Here is a 26,691-nt window from a genome sequence, read left to right as displayed (position 1 = left end):
GCCATAGCGTTTGAAGCACATCCCTCGCAAGCGATTCGGCCAGCACTTCCTGGCCGATGAATCGGTGATCGACGGCATCGTCGATGCCATCGACCCGCGACCGGGGGACGCGCTGGTCGAGATCGGCCCGGGTCTCGGCGCGATGACCGATCCGCTGGTCGCGCGCAGCAAGCACCTGACCGTCGTCGAGCTGGACCGGGATCTCGCGGCCCGGCTGCGCAAGCGCGCTGAGCTCACCGTGGTCGAGTCCGACGTGCTGAAGGTCGACTTCGCCGCGCTGGCCGCACAGGCTGGCCAGAAGCTGCGCGTGGTTGGCAACCTGCCGTACAACATCTCCACGCCCATCCTCTTTCACCTGCTCGACTCGGTGGATGAGGTGGTCGACCAGCATTTCATGCTGCAGAAGGAGGTGGTCGATCGCATGGCAGCAGCACCCGGTCACAAGGACTTCGGCCGGCTGTCGGTGATGCTGCAGTGGCGCTACGCCATTGAGTCGGTGCTGGACGTGCCGCCCGAAGCCTTCGACCCGCCGCCGCGGGTCGATTCGGCCGTGGTGCGCATGGTGCCGCTGCCCAGCCCCGAGGGCCTCGACGCCGCGCTGCTCGGCAAGCTCGTGACCGTGGCCTTTTCCCAGCGGCGCAAGCTCCTGCGGCACACCCTCGGCCGCTGGCTGGACGAACAAGGCTTCACCGGCGACTTCGACACCCAGCGCCGCGCGGAAGAAGTGCCGGTTGCCGAATACCTCGCCCTCGCCCGTTCGCTGAGCCTGAAATGAAAAAGGGCGGCCGAGGCCGCCCTTTCGGGGAAGACACTGCTGCGCTCAACTCAAGCGGCCGTCAGCCACATCGAGGTGTCGAAGGCGCTGCTCATCATCGGCATGTTCATGCCGAAGCTCGCATTCGCGGCGTTCTTGGCTGCCACCTTGGTGGGCTTTTCTGCAGTAGCGCTCGGGGCCGTTTCATTCGCCCGCTCCCATGACCCTTGTTCTTGGGAGCGGGCTACTGAAAAGAATAGAAGCACCTGAACGGTATCTTTCGCTCGGCCCAGAAGTCGGCCGCGTCACGGAAGACATCGAGCAATTGCTCGCGCGCCTCACGGTCGAAGCGCGGGTTGTCGGGCAGCTGCTCGAGCACCACCACGAAGCCTGGCTGCGCGCCCGACTTGTGAACGAGGTCCGTCATGCAGTCGTACAAGGCATCGAGGTTCTTGCCGAAGTGCGCCGGGAAAAGGAACGACTCGGCAATGGCTTCCATGACGTCCTGCTTGGTCTGTGCCGAAGTCAGGTTGGCGTAGAGGAAGTGCTGACCCGCGCCCTGCGCGGCGTCGTGCAGTTCATCTACGCGATAGGCGCGTATCGACTGGACAATGTTTGGACGGACTGTCTGCAACAGCATGGTCACGTTCCTCCTTAGGGTTCAAAAACAAAACCTTGCGACGATCACTTCACGATGCGGCGAAAGCTCGCGTAGTGGTCGTCCGTGTAAAAGCAGGCATCGGGCACGGTGGGCTGATGGCCACCACACACGATGCGGCGCGCGCCACGGTTGCGAGCGCCGGGTGTCTTGACGGTGTATTCGCGGTAGTAGCCGCGAGCCTGGACCGGCAGCAGCCGCTCGCGATTGCCGAAGCGACTGCCGTCTTTTTCATATGGGAAGGGCCCGCCGGCGCGGATGAGGCGCTCGGTCTCCTGGGCTTCACTCGGAAGGCTCGCCAGTGGAACCGTCTGGATCAGCGCTGCGGGCGGCTTGGCCGCGGCGCCATTGCCCAAAACTGCGGCACTTGCCAGAACCACCATCGCCAGAAAGTTGGCAAGCGCCGACTTTCCGAGGGACGGCCACCCAAGCTGCCGACCGAAGAGAACCACGGGTTATCCCTGAAATATGAAACCGAGATGGTACCGAATCAGGGAAAAAAGCTCAAGCCGATGCCTCAAATTGAGGCATGGAGCAGGCTATGTTTGCAAGCGCAAACTTTTTATTCACGCAAGGCTGTGCGCTGAAACGGTGACGACCAGCCGACTCCCAGCTGCCGTTTTCCCGGAGATGACCAACTGTCACATTGACCGCCCACCCGGCGCGGCCTTGCAGCGGATTCAGCGCACGCCGTTAGCGTCGGCAACCGTGAGCGCGGTCATGTTGACGATGCGCCGCACGGTGGCAGACGGGGTGAGGATGTGCACCGGCTTGGCCGCCCCCAGCAGCACCGGGCCGATCGCGATGCCACCGCCGGCCGCCGTCTTCAGCAGGTTGTAGGCGATGTTGGCGGCGTCGATGTTGGGCAGCACCAGCAGGTTGGCCTCGCCCGTGAGGGTGGAATCGGGCATCAACTGCTGGCGATAGGCGGCATCGAGCGCGGCGTCGCCGTGCATCTCGCCGTCCACTTCCAGCCAGGGGGCCTGCTCGCGGATCATGACCAGCGCCTCGCGCATCTTGATGGCCGACGGTTGGTTGCTGGAGCCGAAGTTGCTGTGCGACAGCAGTGCCGCCTTGGGCAGCAGGCCGAAGCGCTTCATCTCCTCGGCCGCCATGATCGTGATCTCGGCCAGTTGCTCGGCGGTCGGGTCGTAGTTGACGTGCGTGTCGACCAGCATCACCTGCCGGTTGGGCAGGATGAGTCCGTTCATGCAGGCGTAGGTGTTGGCGCCCTTGCGCAGGCCGATCACCTGATTCACGTAGTGCAGGTGCAGCGCGGTCGTGGCCCAGGTGCCGCAGAGCAGGCCGTCGACTTCGCCCTTGTGCAGCAGCATCGCGCCGATCAGCGTGAGGCGGCGGCGCATCTCGATCTTGGCGTACTGCTGCGTGACGCCCTTGCGGGCGTTCATGCGGTAGTAGGTCTGCCAGTAGTCGCGGTAGCGGTCGTCCTGCTCGACGTTCACCACGTCGTAGTCGCGCCCCGCCTGAAGGCGCAGGCCGAACTTCTCGCAACGCTGCGCGATGATGGCCGGCCGGCCGATCAGCGTGGGGCGCGCGAGGTTTTCGTCGACCACCACCTGCACCGCGCGCAGGATGCGCTCTTCTTCGCCTTCGGCGTAGGCCACGCGCTTGTGCTTCGAGGCCTTGGCGATGGTGAAGATCGGCTTCATCGTCGTGCCCGAGGCGTAGACGAAGCTTTGCAGCTTGTCGCGGTAGGCCTCGAGGTCCTTGATCGGCCGCGTGGCCACGCCCGACTCCGCCGCCGCCTTCGCCACCGCCGGCGCGATCTTCATCATCAGCCGCGGATCGAAAGGCTTGGGGATCAGGTAGTCAGGCCCGAAGCTGAGCGTGACGCCGGCGTACGCCGCCGCCACGATGTCGCTCTGCTCGGCCTGCGCCAGCTCGGCGATCGCATGCACCGCTGCGATCTCCATCTCGACCGTGATCGTCGTCGCACCACAGTCGAGTGCACCGCGGAAGATGTACGGGAAACACAGGACGTTGTTGACCTGGTTCGGGTAGTCGGTGCGGCCGGTTGCGATGATCGCGTCGCTGCGCACTTCCTTCACCTCTTCAGGCAGGATCTCCGGCGTCGGGTTGGCGAGCGCCAGGATCACCGGCTGCTTCGCCATCCTGGCGACCATGTCCTTCTTGAGCACGCCACCGGCAGACAGGCCGAGGAAGACGTCGGCACCTTCCATCACTTCGGCCAGGGTGCGCAGCGTCGTCTTCTGCGCAAAGACGATCTTGTCCTCGTCCATCAGCTCGGTGCGGCCCTCGTAGACCACGCCCGCGAGGTCGGTGACCCAGATGTTCTCGCGCGGCAGGCCGAGCTTCACGAGCAGGCTCAGGCAGGCCAGCGCCGCAGCGCCCGCGCCCGACGACACGAGCTTGATCTCCGACAGCTTCTTGCCCGTCACCCGCATCGCGTTCAGCACCGCGGCGCCGACCACGATCGCCGTGCCGTGCTGGTCGTCGTGGAACACCGGGATGTTCATGCGGCTGCGCAGCGCGCGCTCCACATAGAAGCAATCGGGGGCCTTGATGTCCTCGAGGTTGATGCCGCCGAAGGTGGGCTCGAGCGACGCGATGATGTCGATCAGCTTGTCGAGGTTCTTCTCGTTGACTTCGATGTCGAACACGTCGATGCCGGCGAACTTCTTGAAGAGCACGCCCTTGCCTTCCATCACCGGCTTGGCGGCCAGCGGGCCGATGTCGCCCAAGCCCAGCACCGCAGTGCCGTTGGTGATCACGGCGACGAGGTTGCCGCGCGAGGTGTAGCGGAAGGCGTTGGCCGGATCGGCCACGATCTCTTCGCAGGCCGCCGCCACACCAGGCGAATAGGCCAGCGCCAGGTCGCGCTGGTTGACCAGCTGCTTGGTCGCGGCGATGGCCACTTTGCCGGGGGTGGGGAACTCGTGGTACTCGAGTGCAGCGCGGCGCAGCTCGGCACGCTTTTCTTCTGAAGAGCTCATGGCCATCTCTCGTGTTGGAGTCACGTGCGCCGGGGGGCGCGAACGGTGGGCAGCGATTGTAGGAGCGGGCTGCCCAGCGTCGTGCGCGTAATTGCGTATCGTCGCTGCACGCGCGTCCGCAATACTGGCGGCACCCTCGCGACCGCCATGTACAACTCCACTCTCAGCCCTCCCTCCGTGCCGGCCCGCCCACGGCGCTGGCGCCGGGCGCTGCTGTGGGGCGCGCTGGTGGGGCTGCTGCTGGTCGCGCAGTCGCTGCTGGTGTGGCTGACACTCGACTACGAGAACAACCGTGCGCAGGAGCAGGTCGACGCAGCCGCCGCCAGCGCCATCGGTGACCTGCGCCACGCCCTCAGCGGCGACCTGCAGGACCTGCAGGCCCTGACCTGGAACAACCCGCCCATCCTCCAGTGGCGGGCCGATGCCGGCGAGCTGTTGCGTGCACGCCGCGAGCTGCTGCGCGTGGAGCGCCGCGACACCTCCTTTCGCGTGGAATCGGCCGTCAACTCGCCTTACCAGACGGCTATCTTCACGCAGATCCCGCGCGACCGCATGGACTTCGAGGCGCAGCTCGCCTGCGCCAACGCACAGCGCCAGGCCGGCCCGTCGTATTCGCGCAGCTACTTCGTGCCGCTGCCCGGCGGCATGGGGCTGGAGGTGGTCGACGTGTGCCTGCCCGCTCAGGCCGCCGGCGAAATCACCGGCTACCTCGTCGGCACCTTCTCGCTCACGCAGCTGCTCCACGACGTGGTGGCGGCCGACGTGACGCGCAACCACGAGCTCTCGTTCGTCGAAGGCGACGGCACCCGGCTTGCACGTGCCGGCCTGCCGCGCGGCACCGGCGTCTTCCGCAGCGACCGTGTGCTCGACCTGCCCGGCCTCACGCTGCAGCTGCGGGTCGACAGCGGCAAGGGCCGCGCCCGCCTCATCCCCAACCTCACCATCGCCCTCGTGCTGAGCCTCACGCTCGCCCTCGGCGCCGTGGTGGTGCTGCTCGCGCGCGACGTGCGCCGCCGCGCCGAAGCCGAGGCGGCCCTGGCCGAGGCACTCGCCGTGCGCAAGGCGATGGAAGACTCGCTCATCACCGGCCTGCGCGCGCGCGACCTGCAGGGCCGCATCACCTACGTCAACCCGGCCTTCTGCAACATGGTCGGCTTCAGTGCGCAGGAACTGGTGGGCCAGGCACTGCCGCCCTACTGGCCGCCCGAGCATGTGCAGGAGTACACCGCGCGGCAGCAGGTGCGCCTGACGGGCGCCACACCGCCGCCGGCCGAAGGCTACGAGACGGTCTTCATGCGCAAGAACGGCGAGCGCTTCGCGGTGATGATCTTCGAGGCCCCACTGGTCGATGGCCAGGGCCACCACACCGGCTGGATGAGCACCGCGCTCGACGTGAGCGGCCAGCGCCGCGTGGAAGAGATCTCTCGCCAGCAGCAGGAGCGCCTGCAGGCCACCGCGCGGCTGGCCACCGTCGGCGAGATGGCCTCGCTGCTGAGCCACGAACTCAACCAGCCGCTGGCCGCCATCGCGAGCTATGCCACCGGCTCGCTCAACCTGATGAACGACACAGCTCAGGCCGACAGCGCCGAAGCGCGAGCCGAAACGCAGTCGCTGCTGCGCCAGGCCGCGCAGCGCATCGCCGAGCAGGCCGAGCGGGCCGGCCGCGTGATCAAGAGCGTGCACGACTTCGTGCGCCGCCGCGAGCAGGCGCGGGAGGTGGTCCGCGTCGACGACCTGATCGAGTCGGTGCTGCCGCTGGTTCGCCTGCAGGCCCGCAAGAGCGGCGCGCGCATCGAGCTCGACCTGCCCACGCCGCTGCCGCACGTGGAGTGCGACCGGACCATGCTCGAGCAGGTGCTGCTCAACCTGAGCCGCAACGGCATCCAGGCGATGGAGACGACCACGCCGCTGCCCAAGCGCGAGCTCCTGATCCGCGTGCGGCAGACGCATGACCGCTGGGTCACCTTCAGCGTCATCGACCATGGCCGCGGCGTCGCACCCGATGTGGCGCAGCGCCTCTTCACGCCCTTTTTCACCACCCGCGCCGAAGGCATGGGCCTGGGCTTGAGCCTGTGCCGCACGGTGATCGAGCAGCACGGCGGCGTGCTCGACTTCCAGAACCTGCCAGCGCCGGCCGCCAGCCCCAACCGTGCAGGAGGCGCAGAATTCCGGTTCACCCTGCCTGCTGCGCCCATGGGCCAAGTGGCCAAGAAAGCCAGCACGGCGGAGTCTGCCTCCTGAAAGCGAACCTCCGATGGACGTGAACCCCACCCCGCAGCTCGGCCTGCCGATGGTCTACCTGGTGGACGACGAAGACGTCGTGCGCGATGCCCTCGCCTGGCTCCTGCGCACACGGCGCCTGCTGTCGGAAGGCTTCGCCAGCGCCGAAGCCTTCGAGGCGATGCTGCACTCGCGCATCGGCCCACCGGGCGCGGGGGCGGGTGGCACCGCCCACTGGCCAGTCGCGCCCAGCTGCCTGCTGCTCGACGTGCGCATGCCCGGCACCAGCGGCCTGGTGCTCTTCGAGCGGCTGATCGAGCGGGGGCTGCTCTCGCTGATGCCGGTGATCTTCCTCACCGGCCACGGCGACGTGCCGACCGCGGTGGCCGCCGTCAAGCGCGGTGCCTTCGACTTCGTCGAGAAGCCCTTCTCCGACAACGCCCTGGTCGACCGTGTCGAGCAGGCGCTGCAGGCCAGCACCGAAGCCCTGCTGAGGCGGCGCGACGAAACCAGCGTGCGCAAGCGCCTGGGTGAACTCACCGACCGCGAGCGCGACGTGATGCACCTCGTGATCGACGGCCTGGCCAACAAGCTGATCGCCGACCAGCTCAACATCAGCGTGCGCACGGTGGAAGTGCACCGCGCCCGCGTGTTCGAGAAGATGGACGTCAAATCGGCGGTCGAGCTGGCCAACCTGCTGCGCGCACTGCCGTCAGACGGCGGCCGATAATCGCGGCCCTCTCACGAGCCACCGCAGCAGTGCCCACGACCTCCACGCCCCTCGGCGAGTTCGACCTCATCGGCAAGTACTTCACGCGGCCGGTGCAGCGGGTGGCGCTCGGCGTGGGCGACGACTGTGCACTGCTCCAGCCCGCGCCCGGCATGCAGCTGGCGGTGAGCAGCGACATGCTGGTCGAAGGCCGGCATTTCCTGTCGACCGTCGCGCCTGAGCGTCTCGGCCACAAGGCCCTGGCGGTGAACCTCAGCGACCTTGCGGCGTGTGGTGCCAGGCCGCTGGCGTTCACGCTGGCCTTGTCGATGCCGCGCGTCGACGACCGGTTCCTCGAAGGCTTCTCGCGCGGCCTGCTGACCCTGGCCGATGCGCATGGCTGCGAGCTCGCGGGCGGTGACACGACACAAGGTGCGCTCACCCTCTGCATCACCGTCTTCGGCGAAGTGCCGCCCGGCCAGGCCCTGCTGCGCAGCGGCGCACGCGCCGGCGACGACCTCTACGTGAGCGGCCAGGTGGGCGACGCGCGCCTCGCGCTCGAAGCCTTTCGCGGCACGGTGGCCCTCGGTGGCGATCACTTCGAGCAGGTGCGTGTGGCGATGGAGCAGCCGCAGCCGCGCGTGGCCCTCGGGCTTGCGTTGCGCGGCATCGCGAGCAGCGCGATCGATGTGTCCGACGGCCTGCTCGGGGACCTCGGCCACATCCTCCAGCGCTCGCAGGTCGGCGCGTGTGTCGAGGTCGACCTCCTGCCGCGCAGCGACGTGCTGGCCGCCCAACCGCTCGCACTGCAGCGCGAGTGCACGCTCGCCGGCGGCGACGACTACGAGCTCGTGTTCACCGCCCCTGCGTCAAAGGCCGACGCCGTGCACGCGGCCGCGAAGCGGGCCGCGACGAGGGTGACCCGCATCGGCCGCATCGACGACAGCGGCCGGCTCACGCTCGCCGATGCCCGCGGTCAGGCGGTGCCCCACCATTTCGGCTCCTTCGACCACTTCAAGTCATGAGCACGGCCGACCCCGCCACGCCCGCGCCGCTGAACCCGCCGCTGCGCCCGGCACCCGTCAAGCCCACCGCGCGCTTCCTGCTGCGCCACCCGGCGCACGTGATCGCCCTCGGCTTCGGCAGCGGCCTCTCGCCCATCGCCCCCGGCACCGTGGGCACGCTGTGGGCATGGCTCGCCTTCCTGGTCATGCAGCCGCACCTGAGCGACCTGCACTGGGCGCTGCTGCTCGCCTTCGGCACGCTCGTCGGCTGGTGGGCGAGCACGGTGACCGCGCGCCACCTCCACACGGCCGACCCGAGTGCCATCGTGTGGGACGAGGTCATCGCCTTCTGGGCCGTGCTGTGGCTGGTGACCCCCGCCGGCTGGTGGGCGCAGTTCATCGCCTTCGCCCTCTTCCGCTTCTTCGATGCGGTCAAGCCCGGCCCGGTGGCCTGGGCCGACGGCCTCTTCAAGGGCAAGCGCGGCGCGCCCATCGGCTGGGGCCAGGGCTTCGGCATCCTGTTCGACGACCTCGTGGCGGCGCTGTGCACGCTGCTCGTGATCGCGCTGTGGAGGTGGGTGTGAGCCACGCCCTCTCCCGCTGGGATGACGCCGTCGCCACGCTCGCGCAGGCGCTGCGCGCGAAGGGCTGGCACCTCGCGACGGCCGAGTCGTGCACCGGTGGGCTGATCGCCGCCGCCTGCACCGCGATCGCCGGCTCCAGCGACTGGTTCGAGCGTGGCTTCGTCACCTACTCCAACGAGGCCAAGACCGAGCTGATCGGCGTGCCGCCTGCGCTCATCGCGCAGCATGGCGCCGTGAGCGCCGAGGTGGCGCAGGCGATGGCCGAGGGTGCGTTGCGCGCGGCGCGTGTCGAGCTCGCCGTGGCCGTCACCGGCATCGCCGGCCCGGGCGGTGCGACGCCCGGCAAGCCCGTCGGCACGGTGTGGCTGGCCGTGGCGCAGCATGGCGCCACGACACAGCCCGTGCTGCTGCAACTCGACGGCTCGCGCAGCGACGTCCGCGAGCAGACCGTCGACGCCGCGCTGGCGGCCCTGCTCGCCCGCGCGCGATGAGCCTGCTGCTCGCCACCGACTTCGCGCCCGACGCCCTCGCCGCCTGGGCCGAGCAGTTGCGAGCAGCCTTGCCCGGCGTGCCGGTGCTCACCGAGCGCCACCCGGCCACCGATGGCGACATCACCATGGCCATCGTCGCCAACCCGCCCGCCGGTGCACTCAAGGACCTGCCGCGCCTGGGCTTCATCCAGTCGATGTGGGCCGGCGTCGACAAGCTGCTGCGCGACGACAGCCTGCCGAGCGACGTGCCCCTCGCGCGCATGGTCGACCCGGCGATGAGCGCCGCGATGGCCGAGACGGCGCTGTGGGCCACCTTGAGCCTGCACCGCGACTACTTCCGCTACGCCGAGCAGCAGCGCGCCGGTGTGTGGCAACAGCTGCCGCAGCGCCGTGCCGATCAGGTGCACGTGGCCGTGCTCGGCCTCGGCGAGATGGGCCGCGCGGTTGCGTTGCGACTGGCCGGCAATGGCTACTTCGTGAGCGGCTGGAGCCGCCGCCAGCGCATCATGGTCGGCGTGGACACCTGCCATGGCGACCACGCCCTGGCCGACCTGCTGCGCGTGGCTGACGTGGTGATCAACCTCTTGCCGCTCACCGTGCGCACGCATTCGCTCTTCGACGAGCGCCGTTTCTCGCAGATGAAGCGCGGCGCCGGCTTCGTGAACCTGGCGCGCGGCCAGCACGTGGTGGAAGCGGCGCTGCTGGCCGCACTCGACAACGGCCGCATCGGGCGCGCGGTGCTCGATGTCTTCCACACCGAGCCGCTGCCGCCGAACCACCGCTTCTGGGTGCACCCGCAGGTGACGCTGCTGCCGCATGCGGCGGCGCTGACCGACCTCAGCAGTGCGACCGGCATCGCGGTCGCCAACCTCAACGCCTTCCGCGAAGGGCGACCGTTGTCACACCTGGTCGACCGGACGAAAGGCTATTGATCAGGCGGTGAGCGCCAGCCGAACGCTCTTGCGCGGGCCCCCGCCCGCCGTCCACTGCACGAGCATCAGCACCAGCCGCTTCAAGCCTTCCCAGGCGTCGAGCGGCCAGTCGGGGTGCTTGAGGCCCTTGGCAAGACCGTCGCAGATCTGCGCGGCTTCGACCAGCTGGGCGAGCGCGTTGTCGGTGAGCAGCGGCACGGCGCGCTCGAAGAGGCGCTCCTTTGCGCCCCACACCCGCGCCTCGCGCAGCGCCATCGGCAAGGGCTTGCCATGGTTCATCGCATCACGCACACGCTTGAGCGAGAGGATGTCGTTGGCGAGCGTCCAGTGCACGAGCACCGCGGCCTCGCCTTCGGCCTGCAGGCCGTCGAGCATGCGCAGCGCACGCGTGGCCTGGCCGGCGAGCACCGCCTCGCCGAGCTTGAAGACGTCGTAGCGCGCCACGTTGAGCACCGCCGCTTCGATCTGCTCGAAACTCAGTTCACCCGCGGGGTAGAGCAGCGCAAGCTTCTGAATTTCCTGGTGGGCCGCGAGCAGGTTGCCTTCCACGCGGTCGGAGAAAAAGGCCAGCGCCTGCTGCCCCGCCTCACCGCCCTGCACCCGCTGGCCCTGCGCGGCCAGGCGCTGCGCGATCCACGCCGGCAAGGCCTTGCGCTCGATCGCGAACACCGGCACCGTCACGCCCGCGCCGTCGAGCGCGGTGAACCAGGCGCTGCTCTGCTGCGTGCGGTCGAGCTTGGGCAAGGTGACGATGGTGACCACGTCGTCGCTCAGCGTCTCGCAGTAGCGCTGCAGGGCCTCGGAGCCGTCCTTGCCGGGCTTGCCGGACGGAATGCGGATCTCGATCAGCTGCTTGTCGGCAAACAGGCTCATCGCCTGCGAGGCGCCCAGCAGGCCGCTCCAGTCGAAATGCGCGCCGGCGACGGTGTGCACCTGGCGCTCGGTGTGGCCGGCGGCGCGCGCCGCGGCGCGGATGGCGTCGGTCGCCTCCTGTGCCAGCAGCGGCTCGTCGCCGTAGACGACGTAGAGCGGGCGCAGCCCTTTGGCGAGATGGGGGGCGAGCTGGTCGGCGCGTACCTGCATGAATCGTGATTCTCTACAACGAACGCACGGCTGCCAACCGGCGCAACACCTGGTTCGCGATGTCGCTCTGCATCGCGCGGTAGAGCATCTCTTCTTCCTGCTCCTTGCCCAAGGCATCGCGCTCGTTGTAGGTCATGTCGCGCGTCAGCGCGATCGCGGTCGACGGGATCAGCTCCTTGCCGGCGAGCGTGTGCAGGCGGAACTGCAGATGCAGGCGCAGCTGGATCTCGCGCACCTCGCCTGCCGCCGTCGTGACCACCACGCCCTTGCCGCGCTTGTCGGTCTGGCCGTCGAAGACGACCTCGGCCTGCGCCGGCACCTCGACCACGCGGGTGGTGGTGGTCGACGCGATCTGGCGGCGCAGCTCTTCGGCCAGCGGCGAGTGCGGCTTGAAACCGGAGAGGTAGATGGTCTTGAAGCGCAGCTCGGGTGCGCGGCGCAGCTGGAAGCCGCAGCCGGCGGACAGGGCCGCCAGCCCGAGGACGAACGAACGTCGGGGATTGATCACCCCACCACCACGTTCACCAGGCGGCCCGGCACGATGATGATCTTCTTCGGCGCCTTGCCTTCTGCGAACTTGATGAAGTCCGGGCTCGCCAGCGCCGCCGCTTCGATCGCCGCCTTGTCGGCCGTCGCCGGCACCTTGATGGCGCCACGCAGCTTGCCGTTGACCTGCAGCATCAGCTCGATCTCGTCCTGCACCAAGGCACCTTCGTCGACCTGCGGCCAGGGTGCATCGAGCAGGTCGCCGTGCACGGTGGCGTAGCCGAGGTCCTGCCACAGCTGCCAGGTGATGTGCGGGCAGGCCGGGTACAGCGCACGCAGCAGGATGCCGAAGGCCTCTCGGATCACCGCGGGTGCACCGACCTTGAAGCCTTCGAGCGCGTTGAGCAGCTTCATCGCACCGGAGACCACGGTGTTGTACTGCATGCGCTCGTAGTCGTAGGTGATCTGCTTGAGCACCGTGTGCACCTCGCGGCGCAGCGCCTTCGCCTCGGCACCGTCGCCGCCGGTCGTGTCGCCGGTGGCGCGCAGGGCCTCGGCGTTCTTCGCGGCGTAGTTCCACACACGGCGCAGGAAGCGGTGCGCGCCGTCGACGCCGGCGTCGTTCCACTCCAGCGTCTGCTCCGGCGGCGAGGCGAACATCACGAAGAGGCGCGCGGTGTCGGCGCCGTAGCGCTCGATCAGGTCCTGCGGGTCGACGCCGTTGTTCTTGGACTTGGACATGGTCGTCCAGCCCTCGTAGGTCACCGGCTTGCCGTCGGCCTTGAGCGTGGCCGAGAGCACGTGCGCGTGTTCGTCGCGCACGATGTCGAGCTCGTGGGCCCAGAAGTACTCTTTGCCGCCGTCGGTGCGCGAGAAGGCTTCGTTGAGCACCATGCCTTGGGTCAGCAGCTTGGTGAAGGGCTCGTCGACCTTCACCAGGCCCAGGTCGCGCATGACCTTGGTCCAGAAGCGGGCGTACAGCAGGTGCAGGATCGCGTGCTCGATGCCGCCGATGTACTGGTCCATCGGCATCCAGTACTGCGTGCCGGCGCCGACCATCGCCTTGTCGTTCTTCGCGTCGCAGTAGCGCATGAAGTACCACGAGCTGTCGACGAAGGTGTCCATCGTGTCGGTCTCGCGGCGTGCAGGCTTGCCGCAGACCGGGCACTTGCAGGCCAGGAAGGCTTCGTTCTTGTTCAGCGGGTTGCCGCTGCCGTCGGGCACCACGTCTTCGGGCAGCACGACCGGCAGGTCGCGCTCGGGCACCGGCACCGGGCCGTGCTCGTCGCAGTGGATGATGGGGATGGGGGTGCCCCAGTAGCGCTGGCGGCTGATGCCCCAGTCGCGCAGGCGCCAGGTGGTCTTCTTCTCGCCCAGGCCCTTGGCGGCCAGCGCCTTGGCCACGGCATTGACCGCATCCTGGTACTTGAGGCCGCTGAAGTTGTCGGAGTTGATGGTCACGCCGCGCTGCTTGTCGGCGTACCAGTCCTGCCAGTGGTCGTAGCTGTAGTGCTCGCCGTCCACGTGCACGACTTCGAGGATATCGATGCCGTACTTCTTGGCGAAGGCGAAGTCGCGCTCGTCGTGCGCCGGCACGCCCATCACCGCGCCGTCGCCGTAGCTCATCAGCACGTAGTTGCCGACCCACACCGGCACCGCTTCGCCAGTGATCGGGTGCGAGACATGCAAGCCGGTGGGCACGCCCTTCTTCTCTTGCGTCGCGAGCTCGGCTTCGGTCGTGCCGCCGGTCTTGCACTCTTCGATGAAGGCGGCGACCGCCGGGTTGGCACGGGCCGCGTGCGCGGCCAGCGGGTGCTCGGGCGCCACGGCAGCGAAGGTCACGCCCATGATGGTGTCGGCACGCGTGGTGAAGACGTAGAGCTTGCCGTCCTGGATCAGCTTGCCGTCAGGGCCGGCAATGCTGTGCGTGAAGGCGAAGCGCACACCTTCGCTCTTGCCGATCCAGTTCTCCTGCATCAGCTTCACGCGCTCGGGCCAGCCCGGGAGCTTGTGCGTCACATGCTCCAGCAACTCCTCGGCGTACTTGGTGATGTTGAGGTAGTAGCCGGGGATCTCGCGCTTCTCGACCGGCGCGCCGGAGCGCCAGCCCTTGCCATCGATCACCTGCTCGTTGGCGAGCACGGTCTGGTCGACCGGGTCCCAGTTCACCACCTGCGTGCGGCGCTCGGCGATGCCGGCCTTCAGCATCTTGAGGAACAGCCACTGGTTCCAGCGGTAGTAGTCGGGCGAGCAGGTCGCGACCTCGCGGCTCCAGTCGATGGCCAGGCCCATCGCCTGCATCTGGCCCTTCATGTAGGCGATGTTGTCGTAGGTCCACTTGGCCGGCGGCACCTTGTTCTTGATGGCGGCGTTTTCGGCCGGCAGGCCGAAGGCGTCCCAGCCCATGGGCATCAGCACGTTCATGCCCTTCATGCGCAACTGGCGCGTGAGCATGTCGTTGATGGTGTAGTTGCGCACATGGCCCATGTGCAGCTTGCCGCTCGGGTAGGGCAGCATCGAGCAGGCGTAGAACTTCTGCTTGCTCGCGTCTTCGGTCACGCGGTAGGCATCGGCGGCTTTCCAGGCGGCCTGGGCGGCACGCTCGATCTCGGTGGGCTTGAAGTCGGGGTTCATGGGCTCGGCTCGTTGGCTCGCTCTTCGGACAGACGCACGAACGCCCGCCTCCTTGGGGGACGGAATTATAGGAAGGGGCCCCGGCATGAGCCGGGTAGGTGCTTAAAAGCGCGGCAGGTCGGCGAAGGGCAGGAGCCCTTTCTTGACGTGCATCTTTCCGTACTCGGCACAACGGTGCAGCGTGGGGATGACCTTGCCAGGGTTCAGGAGCCCCGCCGGGTCGAAGGCGTGCTTCACGCCAAACATCTGCGCCCGCTCGGCCGAGGAGAACTGCACGCACATCGACGCGAGCTTCTCGACGCCCACGCCGTGCTCGCCGGTCACCGTGCCGCCCATCGCCACGCTGGTCTCCAGGATATCGGCGCCGAAGAGCTCGCAGCGGCGCAGCTGGTCGGGGTCGTTGGCATCGAAGAGGATGAGCGGGTGCAGGTTGCCGTCGCCCGCGTGGAAGACGTTGACGCAGCGGAGCTGGTACTTCTTCTCCATCTCGGCGATGGCGATGAGGATGTCGGCCAAGCGCTTGCGCGGGATGGTCGAGTCCATGCACATGTAGTCGGGGCTGATGCGGCCGCTGGCGGGGAAGGCATTTTTCCGGCCGCTCCAGAAGCGCAGGCGCTGGGTCTCGTCGCGGCTCACTTCCATGCGGGTGGCGCCACTTTCGATCAGCACGTCCTGCATGCGGCCGATCTCCTCGGCCACCTCTTCGGGCGTACCGTCGCTCTCGCAGAGCAGGATGGCGGCAGCGTCGACGTCGTAGCCGGCGTGCACGAAGTCTTCGACGGCGGCGATCATCGGCTTGTCCATCATCTCGAGGCCGGCCGGGATGATGCCGGCCGCGATGATGGCCGCCACCGCATCACCGGCGCGGCGGATGTCGTCGAAGCTCGCCATGATGCAGCGCGCGAGGCGCGGCTTGGGCACGAGCTTGACCGTCGCCTCGGTCACCACGGCCAGCATGCCTTCGCTGCCGACCATCACCGCCATCAAGTCCAGGCCTGGCACGTCGAAGGCCTCGGAACCGAACTCGACCGGCTCGCCTTCCATCGTGAAGCCGCGCACCCGCAGCACGTTGTGCACCGTGAGGCCGTACTTCAGGCAGTGCACGCCGCCGGAGTTCTCGGCCACGTTGCCGCCGATGGTGCAGGCGATCTGGCTGCTTGGGTCAGGCGCGTAGTACAGGCCATGCGGCGCGGCCGCCTCGCTGATCGCGAGGTTGCGCACGCCGCACTGCACGACGGCCGTGCGCGACAGCGGGTCGACCTTCAGGATGCGGTTGAACTTGGCAAGGCTCAGCGTCACGCCCATGCGGTGCGGCATCGCACCCCCCGACAGGCCGGTGCCGGCCCCGCGGGCGACCACCGGCACCTGCAGGCGGTGGCAGGTGCGCAGCACGGCGGCGACCTGCTCCTCCGTCTCGGGCAGGGCCACGGCCAGCGGCTGTTCGCGGTAGGCGGTGAGGCCGTCGCATTCGTAGGGCACGGTGTCTTCGGTGTGCCACAGCAGCGCATGCGGCGGCAGCGCGGCGGCAAGCTCGGACACGACCTGGGCGCGTCGCGCCACCCGTTCGTTCTGCGCGGACTGCGAAGGGGAAACGTTGGTGTTCATGTGGCGGGGAAGACGGTCAACACGCCGGTGTAGCCAAAGAGATGCCGGCGTGCGATCTCGCCGGACGCGAAGAAGCCGACCAGCGGCACGTCACCCAGCGCGCGCTGGATGATCGCAAGCTCCGCCGAGGGCGCCCCGAAGTGCGGCCCGCCGCGGCCCAGGCAGCTCACGTAGATGGCGCCGGCCATGCGCCGCGCCGGGTGCGGGGCGTGGTCGGCCTGCGCGCCCTGCAGCGCGAGCGCGGCCTCGACCGTGAGCGTCTCCGGCTCCAGCTCTTCGCGGATCTCGGCGCAGATGCGCACCAGGTCGCGCCGTGCGGCTTCGGTGTCGCGCCGGCACCAGGCGAGCTGCTGGCCTGCCTCGACGTCGTCGGCCAGCGCCACGGCGCCCCGCCCGGGGTCGATGCCGACGATGTGGCGCACGCGGGTGTCGACGCCGAACTGGCCCGGGCGGGCCAGTGCGTCGTCGCGCGCGTCGTTGAGGCCCGCGAGCGTTTCACGGATGCGCGGCAGCGCCTCTCGCGGCTCGCGGTCGCTCACGCCCAGGTCGCGCAGCAGGCAGTCGAGCGCCGGTTCGCCGTCGAGTTCGGCCACCACGTTGCGCTCGGCGCGGGTGACGCGGCGCACCGGCCCGACGGGCTGGCAACCCTGGGTGACGCGCGAAACCACCGCCACCTCGGGCGCGAAGGCCACGCCGGAGAGCCCGCCTTCGAACACGGCATCGGCCACGTGCAGCGGCTGGTTGCGCGCCGACACCAGGCCGCCGAAGAGGTAGCCGGTGCGGGTGACGTCGCTCAGGTCGCCGAGCAGCTCCTCCAGCGACTCGGTGCGACCATCGGCGTGCACCTGCGCCATCGCCGGCACGAAACCGACAGGCGCGTGGCTCAGGGGCTTGCGTCCCGAGAAGAGACAGAACTGGTCACGCGGCAGGTCGGTGAGCATCAGCGTGACGGCCGGCTCGTCGAAGTATTCGACGCCGTTGGCCGACACCCCCACGCCCACGCCGCCCACCCACGACACACCGGGCCAGCGCTGCTGCAGCTCGGACAGCAGGGCCTGCGCCTGGGGCGCGTAGTGGTCGCTGAAATACACCCAGCCGAGCGTCGGTTGACGGATGTGCTGGCCCGCCGCATCGCGGCGCTGCGCCTCGATCTGCGCCGCGGCGAGGGCCACGGCCATGCGCCAGTCGGGGTGCGTCGCGTGCGCGTGGGCGAAGAGTTTCATGGTCAGGCTTTCGGTGCGGCCCGCTTGCGCGCCGCGCTCGCGGCCTTGCGCACCACCTTGCCCGGCGTCGACGCGGCCGCCTTGATCGTCTGGCCGGCCGCATCGACCGACTGCTTGAGCATCGCGCCGGCGAGATTCTTGGCGGCGTCGGTCGCGCTGTCTTTCATCGCGGTGGTCGCCAGTTCGGTGAACTGCTTGGTGAGCGCGCCCCACCATTGCATCGGGTCGACGGCCTGCGGCTGCGACGCCGGCGCCGCGGCCGGCTTGCCGCGCGAGCCGCCCTTGGTCTTGGTCGCGGCTTTTGCCGCCGGGGCTGCAGCGGCGGGGGCCGCGGCCACCGCCGTCGGCTTGATGGTGAGCGAATCGCGCAGGTCGTTCATCTGCACGTTCATGGTCTTGAGCGTGGTGAGCGTCATGCGTTGCACCTCGAGCGCCTGGATGGTGGCGCCGAGCATGCGGGCGTTCTGCTCGAGCCAGAACTGCACGGTGCGGAGCTCCTCGATGCGCTTTTCCAGCTCTTCAGGGTTGAGCGTGGGCGCGACCCACTGGCCGATGTTGGGCAGCGCAGACCCGGCGTTCTTGACCAGGCCTTGCAGGAAGTCGAAACCGGGGACGAGCTTGGTGAAGTTGGCGGCGGTGTCGGCCATGCTGTTGTCTCCTTGCTGGTGTCTCGTGAGCGTGCCAAGGCATTGTGCACTTGCCACACCGCCTGCACAGCCTCCGGACGAGGCATCCGCGTTCAGCGGTACAGCTCGACCGGCACCACCTCGTAGCCGCGCGCCGCCATCAAGGCCGGCAACCCCGTCGGGCCAAACATGTGCAGGCTGCCGACCGCGGCAAACACCGTCTTGCCGCTGGTGTGCAGGGCGTCGATGCGCTGCGCCATCGGGCCGTTGCGGTCGTCGAGCAGCGCCTTGAGCGACTCGCGCTCCTGCGGCGTGCGGGCGCATTCGCACCAGCTGCGGTAGCCCGACAGCTCGGCCGCACGGCCTTGCGCCCAGGCGTCGGCCACGCGCCGCAGCAACGGGCGCACACGGTCCCGCTCAAGGTCGCCCAGCATCTTGTCCATGTTCTCGCGCAACTCGGCGGCCGACTTGCTGCGCAGCACGTCGATCTGCAGTTCGGGCGTCTCCAGCGACACCAGCTCCTTGCCGGCGCTGCGCGCCAGGCGGGCCAGCGCCGGGTCGATGGCGTAGCTGGTCTCGAGCCCGTCGTGGCGGCCCACCATCATCGACAGCGTGACGCCGAGCATCTCGGGCGGCAGGCTCTGCTGCCAGTCGGCGGGCACGCAGGCGGCCTCCATCTGCCGGCGCAGGCGCACCGCCAGATCGTCGGGCAGGCGCGGGGCGGCGGGGTCGCGGGCCGCCGTCGCGAGGCCGTCGAGCAGGCGCTGCACCACGGCCTCGTCGGAGAAATCGAGCTCGAACGCCGCCACTTGGCTGCCCTGCAGCGCCTCGCTCACCTTCGGCCCCGGGAACACCCAGGCCAGACGGCCGACGTGGAGGGTGCCGTAGAGCCACGAGGTGCGGCCGTCCTTGCGGATGCGCCAGAGGAAACCGCGGTCGCGCGCCTGCCCGCGGGCTTGCGCCACGGCCTCGGCACTCGGCGAGGGCGGCGGCGGGCAGTCCGGCGCCTTGGCGTGCGCCTGCAGGGCCAGCGCGGCGCAACCCAGCGTCAGCCAGCGCCGAAGCGTCGACATCATGGTGTTGCCTCGGTGTGGATGGACAGCACCCCGTCGCGTTGCTGCCAGCGCAGGCGGCCCATCACGTCCATGCCCAGCAACGGCCGCCCGTCGAGCCCCGCCAGCGCCACGATGGCCAGGCGCTCGACCCGCACGCCGCCCTGCAGCAGCACGTCGGCCCGCACCAGCTCGCCCGTCACCACGCCGCCGGCCGTCTGGCTGCGCACCGCCTGCTGCGGCTCGAGCGAGAGTTCACGCGCCAGCGCCTGCGACATCGCGGTGCGGGTGGCGCCGGTGTCGATGAGGAAGTCGACCGCCCGGCCGTTGATCGTGCCGGGCCAGTGGTAGTGGCCATCGGGACCGCGGCGGATCTCGATCACGCCGGCATTCGTGACCTGGAAGCTCGTGCGCTCGCGCTCATGCTCGAAGTAGCGAAAGCCGAGAAACACGACCACGCCGATCAGCAGCCAGACGGTGATGATCTTGGCCGTGTGGGGAAATTCCTTCATTCGCCCGGGCCGATGGGCGCTCGGACCGCCTGGTCGATGGCGCCGAAGACGGTCTGCCCGTCGATGCCCTTCATCTCGATGCGGATGATGTCGCCGTACTTCATGAACTCGGTCTTGGGCTCGCCATGCTCGATGGTCTCGATGGCGCGCTTTTCAGCCACGCACGAGTAGCCGCGCGACCAGTCCTTGTTGCTCACCGTGCCGCTGCCGACGATGCTGCCAGCGCGCACGTTGCGCGTCTTGCAGATGTGGGCGATCAGCTGGCCGAAGTGGAAGGTCATCTCGGGGCCGGCGTCGCACAGGCCAACGCGCTTGCCGTTCCAGGTGCTCTGCAGCGGCAGGTGCAGGCGGCCGTCTTTCCACGCACCGCCCACTTCGTCGAGCGTCACCGCGACGGGGCTGAAGGCCGTGGCGGGCTTGCTCTGGAAGAAGCCGAAGCCCTTGGCCAGCTCGTTGGGGATGAGGTTGCGCAGGCTCACGTCGTTGGCGAGCATCAGCAGGCGGATGCCTTCGAGCGCCTCCTCGGGCGTGGCGCCCATGGGCACGTCGCCGGTGATCACCGCGACCTCGGCTTCGAAGTCGATGCCCATCTTTTCGCTCGGCACCACGATGTCATCGGTGGGGCCGAGGAAGTCGTCGCTGCCGCCCTGGTACATCAGCGGGTCGGTGTAGAAGCTCTCGGGCATCTCGGCGTTGCGCGCCTTGCGCACCAGCTCCACATGGTTGATGAAGGCCGAGCCATCGGCCCACTGATAGGCACGCGGCAGCGGGGCCATGCACATCGCCGGGTCGAAGGGGAAGGCGTGGCGCGCGCGGCCATGGTTGAGCGAGACGTACAGGTCTTCCAGCTGCGGCGAGAGAAAGCCCCAGTCGTCGAGCACCTGCTGCAGCCGGCTGGCGATGCCGTTGGCGTAGTGCGCCATCGAAAGGTCGCGCGAGACCACCACCAATTGCCCGTCGCGCGAACCGTCTTTGTAGCTTGCAAGTTTCATGGGTTGTGTCGTTTGGCTAGGATTGCCCGGACTCCGCCGGATTCGCCTCGTATTCTCATCGCATGCCCCAAGCCTTGCCGATCCAAGCCCGTCGACTGGCGCCCACCCTGCTCGCACTCGCGCTCGGCGTGGGGCTGCTGCACTGGCTGGCCTGGGACCGCATCGTGGGCTGGGGCACCCACGAGCCTGCCACCGCGAGACCACCGATGCAGGTGCGCACGCTGACCCCGCCCGTCGTGCAGGTCGAGGCCGTCACCCCGCTGCCCCTCGTGGTGGCGAAGCCCGCGCCCCCGCTGCGCCCGCCGGCACCACCGGCCCCGCGCCCGGCCGCCGAGCCGGAGCCCAGCGCCCGCGAGCCGGTGGTGGTGAACACCGATGCGGTGGTGGTCGCCGCCGCCCTGCCGGCCGACACGGCCAGCCTGGAGCTCACGCCCATCGCCGACATCACGCAGAACGACGTGCCCGTCTACCGCACGAAGCTGCCGCCCGCGATGACGCTCAGCTACGAGCTCACCTACGGCCGCTGGACGGGCAACGGCGAGCTCGTGTGGCGCCCCCAAGGCACGAACTACGAAGCGCGACTCGAAGGACGCGTGGTGGGCATGAAGATCATCACGCTGGCAAGCCAGGGCAGCATCGACAACGCCGGCCTCGCCCCCACGCGCTACACCGACCAGCGCCGCGGCCGCGGCGAGCAGGCGGCCAACTTCCAGCGCCAGGCCGGCAAGATCACGTTTTCAGGCAACCCGGCCGAGTTCCCGCTGCTGCAGGGCAGCCAGGACCGGCTGAGCTGGATGCTGCAGCTCGCCGCGATCGCGCTGGCCGAACCCAAGCGCGTGGCCACCGGCTCGCGCGTGGTGCTGCACGTGGTGGGCGCGCGCGGTGACTCCGATGTGTGGGCCTTCCAGGTCACCGGCACCGAGGAAGTGAGCACACCCGACGGTGCCGTGAAAACGGTGAAGCTGCTGCGCGAGCCGCGCAAACCCCATGACACCCGTGTGGAGGTGTGGCTCGCCCCGAGCCTGCATTACCTGCCGGTGCGCGCGAAACAAACTACAGAGAACTCTCACTGGGATCTGAGGCTCCAATCCTCACACCCGCCGACCTGAGGGCCCTGTATCCCGGCATGGCTTGAAACGGCACGCTTCACCCCGAGGTGGGGTGAAGGAGAAAACGCCATGCAGATGCTCTACAACTCCGACAGCTTCGCCGTGCTCCAGTTCGACGGGCTCAACGCCGACGCCACGCGCCTCGACAGCGCCCTCACGCGCGGCGGCTACGAGATCGTGGACAAGTTCGCACGCAAGGAGATCTTCATCGAGGGGGCGATGGCCGAGACTTTCAAGCTCGGCGTCGAGGCCCTGATCGAAGACGGCGAGCCTTCGGAAGAAGAGATCGACGACTACATCTCGCGCTACACCTCGCTGATGCAGCATCCCGTGGTCATGCACTGAGCGAGACGCACTCCGCGCCCCGACGAATCCCTGGGTTGAAAAGGACTTGCCATCCTGGCGCACGCTGCGCCAAGATGGCCCCGCAGTCTTTCTTTTCCCGCGGGAGTTCCGTCGATGGCGACGTCCAGTCACCCTGACGCACGGATGGTGTTGTCACCCGGCCTGAAAGAGGCGCCGGTGCTGGACCGCATGTGCTCCCAGTTCGTGCTCACGCTGACGGTGCGCCATGCCGGCCGCTTCAACGTGCGCCGCGACTGGAACGGGCTGCTCGCGCTCACCGGCAAGCACCTGGTGTGGCCCGCCACCGTGCTCGCGCGCCTGCGCGCCTTCCTCAACAAGCGCTGCAAGGGCAACGAACACTGGAACGGCCACGAGGCGCTCACCGATGCCGTCTTCATGCAGCGCCACGGCGCGTGGAACGGCCCCTACGAAGAGGGCACGCTCTTCTTCTACATCGACGAATACATCAAGGACGCCCCGAAAGACCTGCTCTCGGTGCTGGGCGCGACGGCCGACTGGCTCGACCGCAGCCTGAAGAAGGAGTCGACCCTCGTCCAGAAGAACATCGATGCGCTCGCCGGCCTGCTGCAGCTCAACCCGGCCGAGCGCGCGCTGCTGCTTTATGGCACGCTCGCCCGCTACCAGCGCGACCTGCGCGGCCTGCTGGTCGAGTTCAAGGTCTCGAATGCGCAGGAGGCCTATGCCGCGATCGCCGCGGTGGCCGGCGTCAACGAGCAGGACGTGGCCGAGGCGCTGCGCGCCGGCTCGCGGCTCGAGCGCACCGGCATGGTCGAGAACCTCATCTCCGAGCACAACATCACCGACCTCGCCGACCTGATGAAGGTGAGCGAGCAGCTGCCGCCGGTGCTGATGCGCCACTACGAAGGCCCGTCGGACCTGATGGCCGTCTTCACCCGCCCCGCCACCAAGAGCGAGCTCACCGCGACCGACTTCCATTTCGTCGGCGAGGACCAGCAGGTGCTGACCTCGCTCCTGCGCAATGCGGTGGCGCGCAAGGAGGCGGGCGTCAACGTGCTGCTCTACGGCCCGCCCGGCACCGGCAAGACCGAGCTCGCAAAAGTGGCCGCGCAGGCCGCCGGCCTGCAGCTCTACGAAGTGGAATACGCCGACCGCGACGGCAACTCGCTCTCGGGCCGCGACCGCTACCGCTCGCTGCAGATCAGCCAGGTCTTCCTCAAGGGCAGCCCGCAGGTCGCCCTGCTCTTCGACGAGGTGGAAGACGTGTTCCCGCCCATCTCGACCGACGCCGCCCAGCTGATGGCGCGGCTCGACACCAGCGACGGCGCCGTCTCGGGCAGCGTGAGCGGCAAGGCCTGGGTCAACCAGATCCTCGAGACCAACCCGGTGCCGGTGATCTGGGTCACCAACCGCATCGAGCAGATCGACCCGGCCTTCCGCCGCCGCTTCCAGTACCACCTCGAGCTGAAGAGCCCCCCGCCCGGCGCGCGCGAAGCGCTGGTGACCAAGGCACTCGATGGTGTCGACGTGTCGAAGGACTTCATCGGGCGCCTGGCCGAGCGCCGCGCGCTCACGCCGGCGCAGGTGCGCACCGCGGTCAAGTTCGCCAAGCTCGCGGCTGACGCACCCCATGGCCCGACGATGGAAACGCTGATCGAGCGCCAGCTCGGCAACGCCGACAAGGCGCTCGGCAGCCACGGCCAGCAGCGCCCGGCGCGCCGCGTGGTCACGCAGTACGACCTGGGCCTCGTGCACACTGAGTCGCGCTTCGAGCTGCCGCGCATCGTGGAAGCGCTGCGCCGCAAGAACCACGGCACGCTGTGCTTCCACGGCGCGCCCGGCACCGGCAAGACCGCGCTCGCCGAGCACATCGCCCAGGAGCTGCAGCGGCCGCTGCTCGTGCGCCAGGCCTCCGACCTCGTCAGCAAGTACGTCGGCGAGACCGAGGCCAACATGGCGCGCATGTTCGAGGAGGCCGAGTCGGAAAACGCGGTGCTGCTGCTCGACGAGGCCGACAGCTTCCTGCGCAGCCGGCGCATGGCCGAGCGCAACTACGAGGTCACCGAGGTCAACGAGATGCTGCAGGGCATGGAGCGCTTCGGCGGCGTCTTCATCTGCACCACCAACCTCTTCGACGATCTGGACGAGGCGGCACTGCGTCGCTTCAGCTTCAAGATCCGCTTCCTGCCGCTCAAGCCCGAGCAGCGCGAGCGCATGTTCGTGATCGAGGCGCTGGACGGCGCCGAAGCGGCGCTCACGCGCGAGCAGATCGAGCGCCTGCACAAGCTCGATGCGCTCACGCCCGGCGACTTCGCGGCCGTCAAGCGCCAGGTCGACGTGCTGGGCGTGGCGTTTGCGCCCGACGAGTTCCTGTCGCAGCTGGAGGCCGAGCACCGGGTCAAGCCCGAGGTGCGGCGGCGCCGCGAAATCGGCTTCCTGCACTGAGTTGGGGCTCGGCCCGGGGTGAAGCGAGACATCCGTCACGCCCCGCCCAGGCCGCCTCGCATCAAGCTTTCGGCGCCGCCGGCCGATAAACCTCGAACAACGATGTTCCCGAGGAACTGATGGACGAGGCTTTTCTGACGTGGAGGTTCCGCGCCGAGCTGTGGGCTGCCTCCACGGCGATGGCGATGTTTGCCGCCTACGTCGCGCTCGATCTCGCGCGCGGCGTGTCGTCGCGCCATGCCTCGACCTCCCTGCGCGCCGGCCTGGCCTCTGCCATCGCACTGGGCGGTGGCACCTGGGCCGCCCATTTCATTGCCGTCGCCAACGAGCCCCTGCCCTTCGCGATGGGCTACCACGGCAGCTGGGTCTTCGCGTCGCTGGTGCTGGCGCTCGTCAGCTCGGTGGTGGGCGTGCAGCTGAGTGCGCGCCCGCGCCTGGGGCTCGGCCGGGTGACGGTCGCCGCCGTGGCGCTGGGCGTCGGCGCCTGCGGCGTGCCGATGCTGGGCCTGCTGGCCCTGCGCCTGAGCCCGGCACCGCACTGGAACATTCCGCTGCTCGTCGGCGGCGCCCTGCTGGCGAGCCTCTGCGCCGGCCTGGCCCTTGCCATCGTGGCGGAGCGGCGTCGGCGCCGCCCGCACCTCGGCCTGTTGTGGCAGGTCGGCGTGGCCCTGGGCCTGGGCGGCGCCATCGCCATCGGCAACGCAGCCGTGCTCCACGCCGCCTCGGTGCCGCTGCTCACCCTGTCGCTCGCCGTGGGCCGCACCACGCCGGCCACCGTGGCGGCGCTCGCCGCCCTCGGCGTGCCGGCCCTGCTCGCGCTGTTGCTGATGACCTCGGTGCTCGAAGGGCGCTTTCGCCGGCTGCTCAAGCGCACCCGCGATGAAGTCAAGCGCGCCGCGCAGACCGACCGCCTGACCGAGTTGCCCAACCGATCGGCGGTGGAAGAAGCCCTGCAGGTCGCCGCGGTGCGCGCCGACCGCCTGGGGCACCGGCTGGCGCTGGTCTTCCTCAACGTCGACGGGCTGAAGGCCGTCAACGAATCCTTCGGCCAGTCGACCGGCGACGCCGTGCTGCGCGAAGTGGCCCAGCGGCTGCGCAAGGTGGCGAGCGCCAACGACGCGATCGCCCGCGCCGGCGGCGACGAGTTCGTGCTGCTGCTGGAAGGCAACCCCACGCAGCAGGACGCGGCGCACATGGTCGACCGCATCCTCGCCAGCATGAACGACCCCTGCCGCATCGACGACCACGAGATCTCCGTCTCGTGCACCGTGGGCGTGGCGATCTATCCCGAGCACGGCACCTCGACCCGCCTCATCGCCCACGCCGCCGCCGCCATGCGGCATGCCAAGCGCACCGGCGGCGCGAGCCATGCGATGTTCGAAGAGCGCATGGTGGCCGGCTCGCGCGACCAGGTGGAGCTGCTGCAGGACCTGCGCCGCGCCATCGCCAACCACGAGCTGATGCTGCACTACCAGCCGAAGATCCACGCGCCGAGCGGCCAGATCACCGGCGCCGAGGCGCTGATGCGCTGGAAGCACCCGCAGCGCGGCATGGTCGGCCCACACATCTTCATCCCGCTGGCCGAGCGCTACGGCCTCATCAACGCACTGGGCAACTGGCTGATCGAAGAGGTGTGCCAGCAGATCCGCGCCTGGCGCGACAAGGGCCTGCGCATGCGGGTCGCGATCAACCTCTCGGTGCACCAGCTGCGCCAGGCCGACCTGGTGGAGCGCATCCTCAACGCGCTGGAGCGCCACCACATCGACCCCTCGCTGCTCACCTGCGAGATCACCGAATCGGCCGCGATGGACGACACGCGTGTGACGCTGCAGGTCATCGAGCGCCTGTCGGCGATCGGCGTGCATTTGTCGATCGACGACTTCGGCACCGGCTATTCCTCGCTGTCCTACCTGCGGCAGCTGGCCGCCGAAGAACTCAAGATCGACCGCAGCTTCGTGTTCGACCTGGAGACGAGCGCCGATGCGCGCGCCATCGTCGACGCCGTGGTCAAGCTCGCGCAGGCGCTCGGCCTCAAGGTCGTGGCCGAAGGCGTCGAGACCGAGCAGCAGCAGGAGATCCTGCGCCAGCTTGGCTGCAACGAGCTGCAGGGCTACCTCTTCGCCAAGCCCATGCCGCCCGAGGCGCTGGTGCTGTGGGCGATGAACGACGAAGGCCCGCGCGCGCTCGACTTCCGGCCGTCGCTCTTCGGCGACACGTTGCCGCAGTCCATCCAGCCAGCCGAAGCGGCGAACGAAACCGGGTCTTGACACGGT

The 26,691-nt window shown here is 68.9% G+C and carries 23 protein-coding genes; 11 read left to right on the top strand and 12 right to left on the bottom strand.

The window, feature by feature from the left end; all coding sequences use genetic code 11:
• The first annotated feature begins 10 nt into the window (after positions 1-10).
• Positions 11-775, top strand: a complete 765-nt coding sequence (rsmA, locus tag JI745_RS17320; protein WP_201809745.1) for a 16S rRNA (adenine(1518)-N(6)/adenine(1519)-N(6))-dimethyltransferase RsmA — start codon at positions 11-13, stop codon at positions 773-775.
• 223 nt (positions 776-998) lie between these two features.
• On the opposite strand, the gene JI745_RS17315 is transcribed toward rsmA, so the two are convergent.
• From JI745_RS17315 to JI745_RS17305, 3 genes are all read right to left on the bottom strand, one after another.
• A complete protein-coding gene (locus JI745_RS17315) occupies positions 999-1,394 on the bottom strand; it encodes a barstar family protein (protein ID WP_201809742.1) in 396 nt (131 codons plus the stop codon).
• Between the two features lie 44 nt (positions 1,395-1,438).
• Positions 1,439-1,795, bottom strand: coding sequence for a ribonuclease domain-containing protein (locus JI745_RS17310; RefSeq protein WP_201812621.1), 357 nt, complete (start codon positions 1,793-1,795; stop codon positions 1,439-1,441).
• Positions 1,796-2,092: 297 nt separating this feature from the next.
• The gene (locus JI745_RS17305) at positions 2,093-4,387 is read right to left on the bottom strand and encodes an NADP-dependent malic enzyme (RefSeq protein WP_201809740.1); all 2,295 of its coding nucleotides are present in this window, start codon (positions 4,385-4,387) and stop codon (positions 2,093-2,095) included.
• Between the two features lie 147 nt (positions 4,388-4,534).
• Between JI745_RS17305 and JI745_RS17300 the strand changes: the two genes are divergently transcribed.
• Genes JI745_RS17300 through JI745_RS17280 form a run of 6 tightly spaced genes read left to right on the top strand, consistent with a single transcriptional unit; the run spans position 4,535 to position 10,327 of the window.
• Entirely contained in the window at positions 4,535-6,628 is a 2,094-nt protein-coding gene (locus JI745_RS17300; protein ID WP_201809736.1) for a nitrogen regulation protein NR(II), read from the top strand.
• A gap of 13 nt (positions 6,629-6,641) precedes the next feature.
• Positions 6,642-7,337, top strand: coding sequence for a response regulator transcription factor (locus JI745_RS17295; protein ID WP_236675029.1), 696 nt, complete (start codon positions 6,642-6,644; stop codon positions 7,335-7,337).
• A 29-nt stretch (positions 7,338-7,366) separates the two neighbouring features.
• Positions 7,367-8,341 (top strand): thiamine-phosphate kinase, encoded by a 975-nt coding sequence (gene thiL / locus JI745_RS17290; protein ID WP_201809733.1) that lies wholly within the window; start codon positions 7,367-7,369, stop codon positions 8,339-8,341.
• The gene (locus JI745_RS26445; protein ID WP_236675028.1) at positions 8,338-8,904 is read left to right on the top strand and encodes a phosphatidylglycerophosphatase A; all 567 of its coding nucleotides are present in this window, start codon (positions 8,338-8,340) and stop codon (positions 8,902-8,904) included. Before thiL ends, JI745_RS26445 begins: the two co-directional genes overlap by 4 nt.
• Complete coding sequence (locus JI745_RS26440; protein WP_310738671.1) at positions 8,901-9,395, top strand: CinA family protein; 495 nt, start codon at positions 8,901-8,903, stop codon at positions 9,393-9,395. Before JI745_RS26445 ends, JI745_RS26440 begins: the two co-directional genes overlap by 4 nt.
• Positions 9,392-10,327 (top strand): glyoxylate/hydroxypyruvate reductase A, encoded by a 936-nt coding sequence (locus JI745_RS17280; RefSeq protein ID WP_201809727.1) that lies wholly within the window; start codon positions 9,392-9,394, stop codon positions 10,325-10,327. The genes JI745_RS26440 and JI745_RS17280 overlap by 4 nt, the downstream gene beginning before the upstream one ends.
• On the opposite strand, the gene holA is transcribed toward JI745_RS17280, so the two are convergent.
• The 9 genes from holA to JI745_RS17235 form a co-directional block, all read right to left on the bottom strand.
• On the bottom strand, positions 10,328-11,410 hold the full coding sequence (gene holA / locus JI745_RS17275) for a DNA polymerase III subunit delta (protein WP_201809724.1): 1,083 nt from the start codon (positions 11,408-11,410) through the stop codon (positions 10,328-10,330).
• 13 nt (positions 11,411-11,423) lie between these two features.
• Complete coding sequence (lptE, locus tag JI745_RS17270; RefSeq protein WP_310738670.1) at positions 11,424-11,918, bottom strand: LPS assembly lipoprotein LptE; 495 nt, start codon at positions 11,916-11,918, stop codon at positions 11,424-11,426.
• A complete protein-coding gene (gene leuS / locus JI745_RS17265; protein ID WP_201809721.1) occupies positions 11,915-14,530 on the bottom strand; it encodes a leucine--tRNA ligase in 2,616 nt (871 codons plus the stop codon). The genes lptE and leuS overlap by 4 nt, the downstream gene beginning before the upstream one ends.
• A gap of 102 nt (positions 14,531-14,632) precedes the next feature.
• Positions 14,633-16,135 (bottom strand): FAD-linked oxidase C-terminal domain-containing protein, encoded by a 1,503-nt coding sequence (locus JI745_RS17260; protein ID WP_201809707.1) that lies wholly within the window; start codon positions 16,133-16,135, stop codon positions 14,633-14,635.
• Positions 16,132-17,358, bottom strand: a complete 1,227-nt coding sequence (locus JI745_RS17255; protein WP_201809705.1) for an FIST N-terminal domain-containing protein — start codon at positions 17,356-17,358, stop codon at positions 16,132-16,134. Before JI745_RS17255 ends, JI745_RS17260 begins: the two co-directional genes overlap by 4 nt.
• A 2-nt stretch (positions 17,359-17,360) precedes the next feature.
• Positions 17,361-18,005, bottom strand: coding sequence for a PhaM family polyhydroxyalkanoate granule multifunctional regulatory protein (locus JI745_RS17250; RefSeq protein ID WP_201809703.1), 645 nt, complete (start codon positions 18,003-18,005; stop codon positions 17,361-17,363).
• Positions 18,006-18,097: 92 nt separating this feature from the next.
• On the bottom strand, positions 18,098-19,060 hold the full coding sequence (locus JI745_RS17245; protein WP_201809700.1) for a TraB/GumN family protein: 963 nt from the start codon (positions 19,058-19,060) through the stop codon (positions 18,098-18,100).
• The gene (locus JI745_RS17240; protein ID WP_201809697.1) at positions 19,057-19,548 is read right to left on the bottom strand and encodes a TIGR02281 family clan AA aspartic protease; all 492 of its coding nucleotides are present in this window, start codon (positions 19,546-19,548) and stop codon (positions 19,057-19,059) included. The genes JI745_RS17245 and JI745_RS17240 overlap by 4 nt, the downstream gene beginning before the upstream one ends.
• Positions 19,545-20,540 (bottom strand): fumarylacetoacetate hydrolase family protein, encoded by a 996-nt coding sequence (locus tag JI745_RS17235; protein WP_201809695.1) that lies wholly within the window; start codon positions 20,538-20,540, stop codon positions 19,545-19,547. Before JI745_RS17235 ends, JI745_RS17240 begins: the two co-directional genes overlap by 4 nt.
• Positions 20,541-20,602: 62 nt before the next feature.
• On the opposite strand from JI745_RS17235, the gene JI745_RS17230 reads away from it, so the two are divergent.
• The 4 genes from JI745_RS17230 (at position 20,603) to JI745_RS17215 (ending at position 26,685) form a co-directional block, all read left to right on the top strand.
• A complete protein-coding gene (locus JI745_RS17230; protein WP_201809693.1) occupies positions 20,603-21,649 on the top strand; it encodes a DUF3108 domain-containing protein in 1,047 nt (348 codons plus the stop codon).
• A 69-nt stretch (positions 21,650-21,718) separates the two neighbouring features.
• The gene (locus JI745_RS17225) at positions 21,719-21,994 is read left to right on the top strand and encodes a DUF3567 domain-containing protein (RefSeq protein WP_201809691.1); all 276 of its coding nucleotides are present in this window, start codon (positions 21,719-21,721) and stop codon (positions 21,992-21,994) included.
• Between the two features lie 114 nt (positions 21,995-22,108).
• The gene (locus JI745_RS17220; RefSeq protein WP_201809689.1) at positions 22,109-24,418 is read left to right on the top strand and encodes an ATP-binding protein; all 2,310 of its coding nucleotides are present in this window, start codon (positions 22,109-22,111) and stop codon (positions 24,416-24,418) included.
• A gap of 119 nt (positions 24,419-24,537) precedes the next feature.
• Positions 24,538-26,685 carry a bifunctional diguanylate cyclase/phosphodiesterase gene (locus JI745_RS17215; RefSeq protein WP_201809687.1) on the top strand — a complete coding sequence of 716 codons (2,148 nt, stop codon included), beginning with the start codon at positions 24,538-24,540 and terminating at the stop codon, positions 26,683-26,685.
• The last annotated feature ends 6 nt before the right edge of the window (positions 26,686-26,691 follow it).

Origin of the sequence: Piscinibacter sp. HJYY11 (assembly GCF_016735515.1) — a bacterium.
Classification (GTDB): Bacteria; Pseudomonadota; Gammaproteobacteria; order Burkholderiales; family Burkholderiaceae_C; genus Rhizobacter.
This window is presented reverse-complemented; position numbering and strand designations above follow the sequence as displayed.